Consider the following 13,545-nt stretch of genomic DNA (forward strand, 5'->3'; position numbering starts at 1 on the left):
CCGCGGCCGAGGGTGTCAGCGGAGGAGGGCCGGGGAGGAGGCTCCGGGGGCCAGCAGCCGCGGGGCGCCGCCGCCGTCCGCGGGGACGGTCCACAGGTCCGTGCTGTCGGCGGCGCCGTCGGTGGGCAGGCCGTAGGCGAGGGTCCGGTCGTCCAGCCAGGCGGCCTGGTCGTCCACGCTGCGCTTCTCGGTGAGCGCGTGCTCGCGCAGTGTCCCGAGGTCCATCACGTGCTCGCGCCAGAGCGAGGCCCCGGCCCGGACCCGCTTCTTGTACGCGATGCGCGTCTCGTCCGGGGACAGGGAGGGGCATTCGACGTTCTTGGCGAGGGTCTTGACGCTGCGCCCCGAGATCGAGCCCTTGACCAGGTGGGTCTCGCCGCCGGTGGAGACGGTGGCGTAGAAGGTGTCGTCGTCCTTGGAGAAGGTGACCCCCCAGAAGTTCACGTCCTGCGCGCGGTGCTCCCGGCCGTCCATGTCGATGGCGAACTCCTCCAGATTCGCCTCCAGCTTCCAGGTGCGGGTGTCCACGATCGCGGTACGGGTGGAGAAGAACGCGGCGCCGTAGGACTCGCCGGAGACGAAGACGGTCCAGGCGGCGAACCGGCCGCTGGGTGAGACCCGGGCCCGGCTGGGCGTTCCCGCGAGGGGGAAGCTGCGCAGCGTGCGCAGTTCGGAGTCGACGATCAGGGCCGTGTTGTCCTGGGCGAGCGCGCCCGGCGTGGAGCGCAGGCACACGCCCGTACCGGCGGCGGCGTAGAAGCGGCGGCAGTCGAGTTCGGAGGCCGTGCGTCCGGAGTCGGGTGCGTCGGCCGGGACGGAGGCGAGGGCCCCGCGGTGCGGACCCTGCCCGCCGTTGAGGAAGGTCAGGGAGCCGGGGCGGTCGAGGGTGACGGTCCCGGCGGTGACCGTCGGGCCGCCCGCGGACGGTTTGTCGTCGCGGGAGGCGGAGCGCAGCACCAGCGTGGTGGCGAGGCCTCCCAGCAGCAGCACCGCCACCGCGAGGACGAGCAGGCGACGGGACGGGGACAGCGTCATCTGGGGGGCCTCACGGGCTTCGGGTCGGTCGGATCGGGGCGAGTCGGTTCGGGTCGGATCGGTTCGGGTCGGATCGGTTCTCATCCGGTGTCCTGCGGCGCCGACGGGCGCAGGACGAAGCCGGCGACGGCCGCGCAGCACAGCAGGCCGGCCGCGGCGGCGGCCAGGGCCGGGCCCGTACCCCACAGGGTCCAGGCCGCGCCGAAGGCGAGCGAGCAACCGAAGCGGGCCAGTGCCTGGCCGGTGCCGACCAGGGCCATGCCGGTGGCCCGCAGTTCCCCGGGGACTGTGGCGGCGACGGCGGCGGGCAGCACGCCGTCGGTGGCGGCGTAGAACATGCCGTGCAGCGCGAGGACGAGGAACGGCAGTGCGGGCCAGGCGGGAGCCCAGAGCAGCAGTGCGTAGCCGGCCAACAGGAGGGCGTGCCCGGTGAGGAAGACGGTGCGCCGGCCGATCCGGTCGGCGAGTGCCCCGGCGGGCACGGCGAGCAGCAGGAACACGGCGGCGGTGCCCAGCGGCATGAGCGGGAACCACTGGTCGCCGATACCGGTGCGGCGTTGCAGGAGCAGGTAGACGAAGGCGTCGCTGACGGTGGTCAGGCCCAGCAGGACGGCGCAGATGGCCAGGTTGCGCAGCCGGGGCAGGCGCAGCAGGCCGAGCGCGTCGCGCAGCCGTACGGGGGCCGGCCGGTCCGCGTCACGGGCCGTGGCGGCGGTGGCCTTCGCCGAAGCGGCCTTCACCGAGGCGGCCTTCACCGAGGCGGCGGGCGGGGTGGGCCCCGGGTCGCCGCCGGACGGGACGAAGAGCATGAGCACCACGACACCGAGTACGGCGACGCAGGCGCTGACGCCGAAGACGGCGTCGTAGCCGTCGACCGTCAGGCTCAGGATGAGGAAGGCGGCGAGCGGCCCGAGCAGCGCCCCGGTGGTGTCCATGGCCCGGTGCACACCGAAGGCGCGCCCTTGTAACTCGGGTGGTGTGGAGAGGGAGATGAGCGCGTCGCGCGGGGCGGTGCGCAGTCCCTTGCCGGTGCGTTCCAGGGTGAGGACCACGCTGATCGGGCCCAGGCTGTGGGCGAACAGGAGCAGCGGTTTGCACAGGGCCGACAGGCCGTAGCCGATGCCGGCGATCAGCTTGTGGTTGCGGACCCGGTCGGCGAGGTGGCCGCCGGTCAGCTGCACGAGTGCGCTGACCCCGTTGTAGACGCCGTCGAGCGCCCCGAAGCCGAGGGGGCTCAGGCCCAACCCGGCGATCAGGTACAGGGGCAGCACGGCGGTGACCATCTCCGAGGAGATGTCGGTGATCATGCTGACCGCGCCCAGGGCGAGGACGGTCGAGGCGACCGCGGGTGCCCGGACGGGTCCCCGGTCCGGAGCGGTCTTCGCGCCCTCCGGCGCGGGCGCGGAACGGTCCGCGAGGTACATGCTCAAGAGCTCCCGATGCCGACGGACTTGAGTGCACTCGAACGTGCGAGTGGAACCCTAATGGTTGTACGGGCCAACGGTGGGGCGTTCGACCGGATGTGGCCGTTCGCCCCGCCACCGACCCGGGCCGGGGTGGAATGGGTGGAGCGGGTGCGGGGAGGGAGGGTCAGCCCTGCCGGCTGCTCTCGTCCCGCAGCCAGGTGGAGAAGTCCTGGTCCCGGATGGCCTTGCGGGAGCCCCGGCGGGCGGCGAGCGCGGCCACCACGAACACCACCACCCCCGGCAGCAGCGCCGGCCGGGCCCACAGCAGGGCGCGCAGATCCGCCGTGCCCGTCCGCGCGGTCTGCTCGGACACCGGCTCCGGCGCCCGCTCCGGCGCCCGCTCCGACACCGACACCGGCTCCGGCGCCTCGGCCCGCCGCGCCGCCTGGTAGCGCTCGAATTCGGCCGAGGAGGTCGCCGCCCGGACCCGCCGCCGGATCAGGTCGGACCAGGTGCGCGGCGGGCGGACGACCACCCGGGCCGCCTCGACCACGCGCCGCTCCCCCGGTCCGAAGGCGAGGGACGCGGCCAGGTCGTCGGCCATCAGCGGGGGCAGCGCGGCGAGCCGCGCGTGCCCCGGCCCGGTCACGGCGATGACGCCCCGGCCGAACAGCCCCTCACGGACTGCGGGCAGCCGCTGCCACACCCGGTAGTACGCCCGCACCGGCCAGGCACAGCCGGCCAGCGGGATGTCCCGGCCCGGGGCGGCGGCGAGCAGCTCCGGGTTCCGTTCGAGGGCGCCCACCAGGGCCAGTACGTCGGCGGCCCCGATGACGACGTCGGCGTCCACGTACAGCCGGGGGAAGCCCTTCGCGTGCTCGTCGCCGACCCGAAGTGCCCGATGTTTGGAGGGGGTCGGGATCTCGACCACGCGTACGCGGGCGCCGCGCCCGGCCGCCACGCGGGCGGTGTCGTCCGTACAGCCGTTGCACACCACGACGATGTCGGGCCCGGACACCGAGGTGTCGGCCAGGAGCGCGTCGAGGAGCCGGCCGATGACCCGGCCTTCGTTGTGGGCCGGTATCACGATGCTGGTCACCCGGGCAGTATGCATGGTCGAACACCCGCGCCAGGCGATTACGTCAACTCTGCCCGGGGGTACGCCCGGTGGACTAGATTGAGCGGCGCCGACCGGATTCGGCACGCTTCGGCGACGCCGATGTCCGGCACCTGGCGAAGGCGGTAGGCGGTACGGGTTCGGCTGCTTGTGGGGAACAGGCGGTCGGGCCGGGGGGCGAAGCACTCGAATCACGTAGGGCATCGGTTGTGGGGGGCCATCACCGTTGAGCAGGTCACGCACGGGACGCGCGGGCGTCCGGGCTGCCGTCGACGGCATTTCCCTCCCTCACACGCGTCCCGGCCATGAGTTGGCGACACGCCGTCCGGCGTGCGCGGAAGGAAGGGAAACGCCGTGAAGGACACCGCGAAGGACGCGGGGCAGGGCGCGGGTCAGGACGCGGGCGTCACCGGCAAGGGGTCCGCCCCCTTAGGTGTCGCCGTGGTCGGCGCGGGCTACTGGGGCCCCAATCTCGTCCGCAACTTCCAGTCCAGTGACCGGTTCCGGCTGCGCTGGCTCTGCGATCTGAACGTGGACCGGGCCCGGCAGGTGCTCGGCGCGTACTCCACGGTCCAGGCCACCGGCGACTACGAGGCGGTCCTCGCCGACCCGGAGGTCGACGCGGTCGCCGTGGCCACCCCGGCGGGCACGCACCTCGACGTGGCGCTGGCCGCGCTGCGCGCCGGCAAGCACGTCCTCGTGGAGAAGCCCCTGGCGGCCACGTACGAGGACGGGCTGCGGCTGGTGAACGAGGCCGAGGAGCGCGGTCTCACGCTGATGTGCGACCACACGTACTGCTACACCCCCGCGGTGGGCCGGATCCGCGAGATGGTCCGCTCGGGCGAACTCGGTGAGATCCACTACGTGGACTCGGTACGGATCAACCTGGGGCTCGTCCAGAAGGACATCGACGTCCTGTGGGACCTGGCCCCCCACGACCTCTCCGTCCTGGACTTCATCCTCCCGGACCATGTGCAGCCCGTCGCCGTCGCCGCGCACGGAGCCGATCCCATCGGAGCCGGCCAGTCCTGCGTGGCCTATCTGACGCTCCAGCTGAACACCGGCGCGATCGCCCATGTGCACGTCAACTGGCTCTCCCCGACCAAGGTGCGCACCACCATGGTCGGCGGCTCCAAGCGCACCCTGGTGTGGGACGACCTCAACCCGACCCAGCGCGTCGCGGTGTTCGACCGCGGGGTGGACCTGAGCGCCCCGCAGGAGATCGACGCGGACGAGCGCCGGGACATGCTCGTCTCCTACCGGACCGGCGACATGGTGGCGCCCGCGATCGGCGAGAAGGAGGCCCTGCGCAGCATGGTCGAGGAGTTCGCCGCGTCCATCACGACGGGACGGCCGCCGCTGACGGACGGCCGGGCGGGACTGAAGGTGCTGGACATCCTCGAAGCCGCCTCCCGGAGCCTGGAGTTCCGTGGAGCGGTCGTCGGACTGCGCACCGGGCGTTGACCCTCCGTCATCCGATCACTCGCAAGACCACGACAGAACATTCAGTGGGGGGCAGGACGTTGAGCAGCGTACGAGGCAAGAGGATTCTGGTCACCGGAGGGTCGGGCACGATCGGCTCGCACCTGGTGGACCTGCTGGTGGACAACGGGGCACGTGAGGTCGTCGTGCTCGACAACTTCGTGCGGGGGCGGACCGCCAACCTGGCTCGCTCCCTGCCGAGCGGGGTGGTGGAGGTCGTCGAGGGCGACATCCGCGACGTGGCCACGGTACGGAAGGCGACCGAGGGCGCCGAGCTGGTCTTCCACCTCGCCGCCATCCGGATCACCCAGTGCGCGGAGGACCCGCGGCTGGCGAACGAGGTCATGGTGGACGGCACCTTCAACGTGCTGGAGGCGGCCGCGGCCGCCGGGGTGGGCAAGGTGATCGCCTCGTCCTCGGCCTCGGTGTACGGCCTGGCCGAGGAGTTCCCGACCACCGAGCGCCACCACCCGTACAACAACGACACCTTCTACGGCGCGGCGAAGGCCTTCAACGAGGGGGTGCTGCGCAGCTTCCACTCCATGTACGGGCTGGACTACGTGGCCCTGCGCTACTTCAACGTGTACGGCCCCCGGATGGACATCCACGGCCTCTACACCGAGGTGCTGATCCGTTGGATGGAGCGGATCGCCTCGGGCGAGCCGCCGCTGATCCTCGGCGACGGCCTGCAGACCATGGACTTCGTCGACGTCCGGGACATCGCGCGCGCCAACCTGCTGGCCGCCGAGTCGGACCTGACCGACGAGGTGTTCAACGTCGCGAGCGGCACGGAGACCAGCCTGCTCCAGCTCGCGAACGGCCTGTTGGAGGCGATGGGCGCCGAGGGTCTGGTGCCCGAGCACGGGCCGGCCCGCGCCGTGAACGGCGTCACCCGGCGGCTCGCGGACACCTCGGGGGCGGCGGAGCGGCTCGGCTTCACCGCCGAGATCGACCTGCGCACCGGCCTGCGGGACCTGGTGCGGTGGTGGCGGGCCGAGCGCGCCGCCGACGCTGCCGCGGCTGCCACCGAGGCGGGCCGATGAGCACCCCGGACGCCGCTCCCGCCGCCGTCCCGGACGCCGCTCCCGTCTCCGCCCCCGCCCGGATCCCGGTGATGGTGCCGTGGCTGGGCGAGGAGGAGGCCAAGGCCGCCGCCGACGCGGTGCTCTCCGGCTGGGTGGCCCAAGGACCGCGGGTCGCCGAGTTCGAGCGGGCCTTCGCCGAGCGGGTGGGCGCCGAGCACGGCATCGCGGTGAGCTCGTGCACCACCGCCCTGCACCTGGCCCTGATCGCGCTGGACCTCGGACCCGACGACGAGGTGATCGTCCCCTCGCTGTCCTTCATCGCCACGGCCAACGCCGTGCGCTACGTGGGCGCCCGACCGGTGTTCGCGGACGTCGAGGAGGCCACCGGCAACCTCACCCCGGCCACCGTGGACGCGGTGCGCACGCCGAGGACCAAGGCGGTGATCGCCGTCCACCAGGGCGGGGTGCCCGCGGACGTGCACGCGCTGCGCGCGGTGTGCGCCGACTGGGACGTGGCCCTGGTGGAGGACGCCGCCTGCGGCATCGGCGCGACGGTCGGCGGCAAGTCGGTGGGCCACGGCGCGCTGCTCGCCGCCTGGTCCTTCCACCCCCGCAAGGTGATCACCACCGGCGAGGGCGGCATGCTCACCACGGACGACGCGCGATGGGCGGAGCGGCTGCGCCGGCTGCGCGAGCACGGCATGAACGTGTCCGCCGCGCAGCGCCACGCCAGCAGCAAGCCGGTCGTCGAGAGCTACCTGGAGGTCGGCTACAACTACCGGATGACCGACATCCAGGCCGCGGTCGGCCTGGTGCAGCTCGGCAAGCTGGACGAGATCGTGGCCCGACGGCGCGCCCTCGCGGCCCGGTACACGGAGCTGCTGAGCCCGATCCCGGGGCTGCGCCCGCTCCGGGACCCCGGTCACGGCCAGGGCAACTTCCAGTCGTACTGGGTTCTGCCGGCCGAGGACTTCCCCGTCGGCCGGGACGAGCTGCTCGCGGCGCTCGCCGAGGCCGGGATCTCGGCCCGGCGCGGGATCATGGCCTCGCACCTGGAGCCCGCGTACGCCGGCCACGGCGCGGCGCCGCTGCCGGTCACCGAGCGGATCAGCCGCGACTCCCTCATCCTGCCGCTGTTCCACACGATGACGCGGGAGCAGCAGGACCGGGTGGTGGCGGTGCTGCGCGAACAGGCGGGCGGATGAGCGGCCCGCCGCCGCGGACCGAGGATCTGCTGATCGTCGGGGCGGGCGGGTTCGCCCGCGAGACCGCCCAGGCGGTACGGGACGCGGCCGCCGCGGCGGCCGCGTCCGGCCGGGCTCCGCGCTGGCGGCTGCTCGGGCACCTCGACGACGATCCGGGGCTGCACGGCAAGGAGGTCGACGGGGTGCCGGTGCTGGGCGCCGGCCACCTCGTGCACGAACTGCCCGCGGCCCGGGTGGTGGTCTGCGTGGGCAGTCCGCGTGACTACGCCGTGCGGGCCCGGCTGGTACGGCGCCTGGGGCTGCCCGGGAGCCGGTACGCGACGGTGGTCCACCCGACGGCGGTGGTCTCGGGGTCCTCGCTGCTCGGCGCGGGCTCGGTGCTGCTCGCGCACTGCGTGCTGACGGCCGCCGTCCGGCTCGGGTCCCACGTGGCGGTGATGCCGCACGTGGTGCTCACCCACGACGACCGGGTCGGGGACTTCGCCACGCTCGCCTCGGGCGTCCGCCTCGGCGGCGGGGTGCGGCTGGGGCGCGGGGCGTACGTGGGCGCGGGAGCGCTGGTGCGCGAGGGCACGTCCGTCGGCGCCTGGTCGCTGACCGGGATGGGAAGCACGGTTCTGGCCGATGTGCCGCCCGGTGAGGTGTGGGCCGGAAGCCCCGCCCGCCGGCTGCGCGCGGCGGGGGGCCCGGCGCTCGACGAGCTGCGGGCCTATGGCGAGGAGAAGGCCGGCCGGTGGCCGGAGACACGGATGGGGAGCACAGTCGTATGAACCAGATACCGCTCGTCGACCTGAAGGCGGCGCACGCCGAGGTCGCCGAGGAGTTACGGGCAGGCTTCGACCGTGTGCTCGCCGACACCGCTTTCATCGGCGGTGCGGAGGTCCGCGATTTCGAGCGTGAGTACGCCGACTTCGCGGGGGTCGGGCACTGCGTGGGGGTCGCCAACGGCACCGACGCCCTCGAACTCGCCCTGCGCGTGAGCGGGGTGGGGGTCGGCGACGAGGTGGTGCTGCCCGCGAACACCTTCATCGCCACCGCGGGCGCCGTCGCCCGCATCGGTGCCCGGCCGGTGCTGGTGGACTGCCTCCCCGACACCCTGCTGATGGATCCGCGGGCCGCTCTGGAGGCCGTCGGCAAGGACACCCGCGCGGTGGTCCCCGTCCACCTCTACGGGCAGTGCGCGGACACCGAGGCGCTGGCGGCGGGCCTGCCGGCGCACGTGAGGATCGTCGAGGACGCCGCGCAGAGCCAGGGCGCGACCCGCGACGGCCGCTCCCCCGGCAGCGGGGGCATCGCGGCGACCAGTTTCTACCCGGGCAAGAACCTCGGCGCGTACGGCGACGCGGGCGCGGTGGTGACCGACGACGAGGAGAGCGCGGACCTGGTCCGGGCCCTCGCCAACCACGGGGGCATCGCCAAGTACCGCCACGACGTGGCCGGGTTCAACAGCCGCCTCGACGGTCTGCAGGCCGTGGTGCTGCGGGCCAAACTGGCCCGGCTCGCCGAGGGGAACGCGGCCCGCCGGGCCGCCGCCGCCCGCTACGACGAGCTGCTGGGCGACCTCGCCGCCGGCGGCCGCCTCACCCTGCCGGTCACGGACGCGGCCAATGTCCACGTGTGGCACCTGTACGTCGTCCGGGTGGCCGGAGCGGACCGCGACGCCGTCGTCGGGAAGCTCAACGCGGAGGGCATCGGCGCGGGTGTGCACTACCCGGCGCCGGTCCACCTGACGCCGGCCTTCGCCCATCTCGGGCACTCCCGAGGCGATTTCCCGCACGCCGAACAGGCGGCGGACCGGATGCTCTCGCTCCCCCTCTTCCCGCAGATCACCGCGGCCCAGCAGCAGCGGGTCGCGGAAACCCTCCGCAACGCCCTGCGCTGACCCCACGCGCTCACGCAAACAATGAGGTCCAGATGAACAAACGGACAAGGTTGCTCCGTTACGGTCTCTTCACCGTGATCGCGGCCTTGATGGCCACGGTCCTGCCACCGGCGGCGGTGGCCGGTGCGGTCGATCCCTGCGGTCCCACCACGAACGCCGTCGTGTGCGAGAACTCCAAGCCCGGCACACCGATGGAGGACTGGTTCGCACCCAGCGCGTACGGCGACATCAAGGGTTTCCCGGCCCAGACGAGCGTCCAGGCCGGCGAGACCGTGCAGTTCAAGATCCAGTCACCGACGTCGTACAAGGTCTCGGTCTACCGCCTCGGCCACTACGGCGGCAGCGGGGCGCGCCTGATGTCGACCCCGGCACAGGCGGCCCAGACCTATCCGGCGAACTTCGCGCCGGGCGGCAATCCGGCGACCTGCGCCAAGAAGGCCGCCACCGGGTTGGTCGACTGCGGGAACTGGCCCGTCACCGCGACGTGGACCGTACCGGCCGACGCCGTGTCCGGGCTCTACGTCGTCAACTTCGACCAGGCGGACGGCAACGGTGTGATGCCGTACCCGTTCGTCGTCCGCAACGACTCCAGCCACTCCGACATCGTCGTGCAGACCAGTGACCAGACCTGGCAGGCGTACAACAACTACGGCGGCCAGGACCTGTACGACGGCGGCGGCCCCGCCCCGGACGGACGGGCGTACGAGGTCAGCTACAACCGGCCGATGGACATCGGCGGGGACAACGGGATCTACGGGTCCGAGTTCCAGATGATCGCCTGGCTGGAGCGCAACGGCTACGACGTGAGCTACATGTCCGGGATCGACATGTCGGTCCGCGGCGGGACCCTGCTGCAGAACCACAAGGTCTTCCTGTCGTCCGGGCACGACGAGTACTGGACCCAGGAGCAGTTCACGAACGCGCTGAACGCGCGCCGGGCCGGGGTCCACCAGACGTACTTCAGCGGTAACGAGGTCTTCTGGAAGACCCGACTGGCGCCGAGCATCGACGGCGCGAACACCGCCAACCGGACACTGGTCTCGTACAAGGAGACCAAGCTGTCCTTCCCGCAGCCGAACGGCATCCCCGACCCGAGCGGGATCTGGACGGGCACCTTCATGGACCCGGCCAGCGCCACGAACGGCCGCCCCTTCCAGCCGCAGAACCAGCTGACCGGCTCGATGTTCAGCGTCAACGGCTACCGCAGCGACGCGATCACCGTGCCGGGCACCTTCGCCAAGCAGCGGCTGTGGCGCAACACCACGGTCGCGAACCTCACCCCCTCGCAGACCGCCACGTTCCCCACCGGCACGCTCGGCTACGAGTGGGACAGCGACGTGGAGAACGCCAGCAGGCCCGCCGGGCAGATCACGATGTCCTCCACCACGGTGGACATCGAGGACGGCAAGCTCCTCAAGGACTACGGCAACACCTACGGCAACGGCACCGCCACGCACAGCCTGGTGGCCTTCCGCGACCAGACCTCGCACGCGCTGGTGTTCGGCGCGGGCACGGTCCAGTGGTCCTGGGGCCTGACCAACATGCCGACCGGCAACCCCGACGACACGGTGGTCACCGCGGACAAGCGGATGCAGCAGGCCACGGTGAACGTCTTCGCCGACATGGGTGTGCAGCCCCGGTCCCTGCAGAGCGACCTGGTCGCCTCCACCGCCTCCACGGACACCGTGGGCCCGGGCGTGACGGTGACCAGCCCGGCGGCGAACGCGACCGTACCGGCGCTGCGGCCCGTGACCATCACGGGCACGTCCGCCGACACCGGCGGCGGCGTGGTCGCCCGGGTGGAGGTGTCGACCGACGGCGGCACCACCTGGAAGGCGACCACGGGCCTGGCGTCCTGGAGCTACAAGTGGACCCCGACCGTCCCGGGCGCGGCGCAGATCAAGGTGCGCGCCGTGGACGACAGCGTCAACATCGGCGCCACCACCACGGTGCCGCTGACGGTCGGACCCCAGCAGTGCCCCTGCACGGTGTGGCCCGCCGCGGCCGTGCCGGGCACCGTCAACGCCGGTGACGGCAGCGCCGTCGAGCTCGGCGTGAAGATCCGTTCCTCGGTGGCCGGTTCGATCACCGGCGTGCGCTTCTACAAGTCCCCCGCCAACACCGGTACCCACACGGGCAGCCTCTGGAGCAGCACCGGCCAGCGCCTGGCCACGGGTACCTTCACCAACGAGACGGCCTCCGGCTGGCAGCAGCTGAACTTCGCCACGCCGGTCCCGGTCAAGGCGAACACCACCTACGTCGCCTCCTACTTCGCCCCGCACGGCGGCTACTCCTTCGACAACACCTTCGCCGCGAGCGACGCGGGCCTGGCCCCGCTCACCGCGCTGAGGAGCGGCACCGACGGCGGCAACGGCGTCTACCGCTACAGCGGCACGGGCGGTTTCCCGTCCACCGCCGCTTCCGGCAGCAACTACTGGGTGGACGCGGTCCTGGACACCGCGACCGCCAGTACCACCCCGCCCACCGTCACCGCCACCTCGCCGCAGTCCGCGGCGACCGGCACCCAGATCACGGCGGCCATGACGGCCACCTTCAGCAACGCCGTCGACGCGGACACGCTGGTGTTCTCCGTGAAGGACTCCGGCGGCGCCACCGTCCCGGGCACCAAGGTGCTGGGCGCGTCCAACAGCGCGACCTTCACCCCGTCCTCCGAGCTGGCCCTGAACTCCACCTACACGGCGTCCGTCCAGGCCTCCGACCTGTGGGGCAACACGATGGCCGCCCCGGTCACGTGGAACTTCACGACCAGCGCGAGCCCGCCGACGGTCAACTGCCCGTGCACCCTGTGGAACGGCGCCGCGACGCCGAGCACGGCCAACGTGGGTGACGACGCCAACTCCGTGGAACTGGGCACCCGTTTCCAGTCCGCGGTGAACGGCTACATCACCGGCGTCACCTTCTACAAGGGCCCCGGCAACACCGGTACGCACACCGGCAGCCTGTGGTCGGCCTCCGGCACCCTGCTCGCCACCGGCACTTTCGGCAGCGAGACCCTGACGGGCTGGCAGCAGCTGCAGTTCGCCACCCCGGTCCCGATCACGGCGGGCACCACGTACGTGGCCTCCTACCACGCGCCGAACGGCAACTACTCGGTGGACGGCGGCTACTTCACCGGCGCTCACCGCTCCTATCCGCTGGTGGCACCGGCCGACACGGCGGGCAGTGCCAACGGGCTCTACAAGTACGGGGCGGCCACGGCCTTCCCGTCGAACACCTTCGGCTCGGTGAACTACTGGGTCGGCCCGATCTTCACCACCACGGCGCCGCCCGCCCTGCAGGAGGGGCTGTCCACGGAGGTGAGCGGGCAGTGAGCACGGTCAGCGTGGTGATCCCCTGCTACAAGTACGGCCACTTCCTGGCGGACTGCGTCAAGAGCGTGCTGGACGAGCAGGAGGGCGTCGACGTACGGGTACTGATCATCGACGACGCCTCGCCCGACGACTCCGCGGAGGTCGCCCGCGCGCTGGCGGCCACCGACCCGCGGATCGAGGTACGGGTCCACGAGACCAACAAGGGCCACATCGCCACCTACAACGAGGGCCTGCTGGAATGGGCCGACGGGGACTACGTGGCCCTGCTGTCGGCGGACGACCGGCTGGTCCCCGGGGCCCTGGTGCGCGCCGCGGCCCTGCTCGACGCGCATCCGGAGGCCGGCTTCGCCTACGGCAGGCCGCTGCGCTTCCGGCACGGCGGGCCGCTGCCGGCGGCCCGTACCCGGAGCACCGGGTCGGTCGTGTATCCCGGCCGATGGTGGCTGGACCGGCGGTTCCGGGAGGGCACCGGGTGCATCACCTCACCCGAGGTGGTGGTCCGCACCAGCCTCCAGCGCAAGGTCGGGGGCTACGATCCCGAGCTGCCGCACGCCGGCGACATCGAGATGTGGATGCGTCTCGCGGCGCACGCCGACGTGGGCTACATCCGCGGAGCCGACCAGGCCTTCTACCGGGTCCACGGCGAGAACATGTCCACCACGGACTTCGGCGGGCAGCTCGACGACCTGCGCCAGCGCCTCGTCGCCTTCGACTCGGTGCTCGCCAAGTGCGGCGGGCTGCTGCCGGGGTCCGACCGGCTGGCGCTGTCGGCGCGTACCCGGCTGGCCCGGTACGCGCTGCGGCGCGCCTACCGGGCGTACGACCGGGGCCGTACGGCGGTGGTACCGGTCGACGAGCTCGTGGAGTTCGCCGCCGAGTGCCTGCCCGGGGAGTACACGAAGCTGGCCGAGTACCGGGCGCTGCTCAGGCGTCGACGCATCGGGGCGCGCACCATGCCGTACCTCCAGCCGCTCGTGCTCTCGGCCGTGGCCGACCGGGGGCGCGAGTGGCTGTGGTGGCGGTCGTGGAAGCGTCGAGGGATTTGATGACGCGAACGCCGT

General features: G+C 72.5%; 10 protein-coding genes. 7 read left to right on the forward strand and 3 right to left on the reverse strand.

Annotation, left to right across the window (positions count from 1 at the left end):
* Positions 1-15 precede the first annotated feature (15 nt).
* The 3 genes from ACWG52_RS08525 to ACWG52_RS08535 form a co-directional block, all read right to left on the reverse strand.
* The gene (locus tag ACWG52_RS08525) at positions 16-1,035 is read right to left on the reverse strand and encodes a TolB family protein (protein WP_389813991.1); all 1,020 of its coding nucleotides are present in this window, start codon (positions 1,033-1,035) and stop codon (positions 16-18) included.
* Between the two features lie 80 nt (positions 1,036-1,115).
* Positions 1,116-2,459 (reverse strand): MFS transporter, encoded by a 1,344-nt coding sequence (locus ACWG52_RS08530; RefSeq protein WP_390168408.1) that lies wholly within the window; start codon positions 2,457-2,459, stop codon positions 1,116-1,118.
* Between the two features lie 166 nt (positions 2,460-2,625).
* Positions 2,626-3,540 carry a glycosyltransferase gene (locus ACWG52_RS08535; protein ID WP_453128353.1) on the reverse strand — a complete coding sequence of 305 codons (915 nt, stop codon included), beginning with the start codon at positions 3,538-3,540 and terminating at the stop codon, positions 2,626-2,628.
* Between the two features lie 372 nt (positions 3,541-3,912).
* Between ACWG52_RS08535 and ACWG52_RS08540 the strand changes: the two genes are divergently transcribed.
* Genes ACWG52_RS08540 through ACWG52_RS08570 form a run of 7 tightly spaced genes read left to right on the forward strand, consistent with a single transcriptional unit; the run spans position 3,913 to position 13,530 of the window.
* A complete protein-coding gene (locus ACWG52_RS08540; RefSeq protein WP_453128354.1) occupies positions 3,913-5,022 on the forward strand; it encodes a Gfo/Idh/MocA family protein in 1,110 nt (369 codons plus the stop codon).
* A 59-nt stretch (positions 5,023-5,081) separates the two neighbouring features.
* Complete coding sequence (locus tag ACWG52_RS08545) at positions 5,082-6,083, forward strand: NAD-dependent epimerase/dehydratase family protein (protein ID WP_389813980.1); 1,002 nt, start codon at positions 5,082-5,084, stop codon at positions 6,081-6,083.
* Positions 6,080-7,270 carry a DegT/DnrJ/EryC1/StrS family aminotransferase gene (locus ACWG52_RS08550; protein WP_390137074.1) on the forward strand — a complete coding sequence of 397 codons (1,191 nt, stop codon included), beginning with the start codon at positions 6,080-6,082 and terminating at the stop codon, positions 7,268-7,270. The genes ACWG52_RS08545 and ACWG52_RS08550 overlap by 4 nt, the downstream gene beginning before the upstream one ends.
* Positions 7,267-8,040, forward strand: coding sequence for a NeuD/PglB/VioB family sugar acetyltransferase (locus ACWG52_RS08555; RefSeq protein ID WP_453128355.1), 774 nt, complete (start codon positions 7,267-7,269; stop codon positions 8,038-8,040). Before ACWG52_RS08550 ends, ACWG52_RS08555 begins: the two co-directional genes overlap by 4 nt.
* On the forward strand, positions 8,037-9,152 hold the full coding sequence (locus ACWG52_RS08560; protein WP_389813972.1) for a DegT/DnrJ/EryC1/StrS family aminotransferase: 1,116 nt from the start codon (positions 8,037-8,039) through the stop codon (positions 9,150-9,152). Before ACWG52_RS08555 ends, ACWG52_RS08560 begins: the two co-directional genes overlap by 4 nt.
* 32 nt (positions 9,153-9,184) lie before the next feature.
* The gene (locus tag ACWG52_RS08565; RefSeq protein ID WP_390137079.1) at positions 9,185-12,484 is read left to right on the forward strand and encodes a DUF4082 domain-containing protein; all 3,300 of its coding nucleotides are present in this window, start codon (positions 9,185-9,187) and stop codon (positions 12,482-12,484) included.
* Complete coding sequence (locus ACWG52_RS08570; protein ID WP_389813966.1) at positions 12,481-13,530, forward strand: glycosyltransferase family 2 protein; 1,050 nt, start codon at positions 12,481-12,483, stop codon at positions 13,528-13,530. Before ACWG52_RS08565 ends, ACWG52_RS08570 begins: the two co-directional genes overlap by 4 nt.
* Positions 13,531-13,545: the final 15 nt, after the last annotated feature.

It is taken from the genome of Streptomyces sp. CLCI03 (assembly GCF_053615355.1).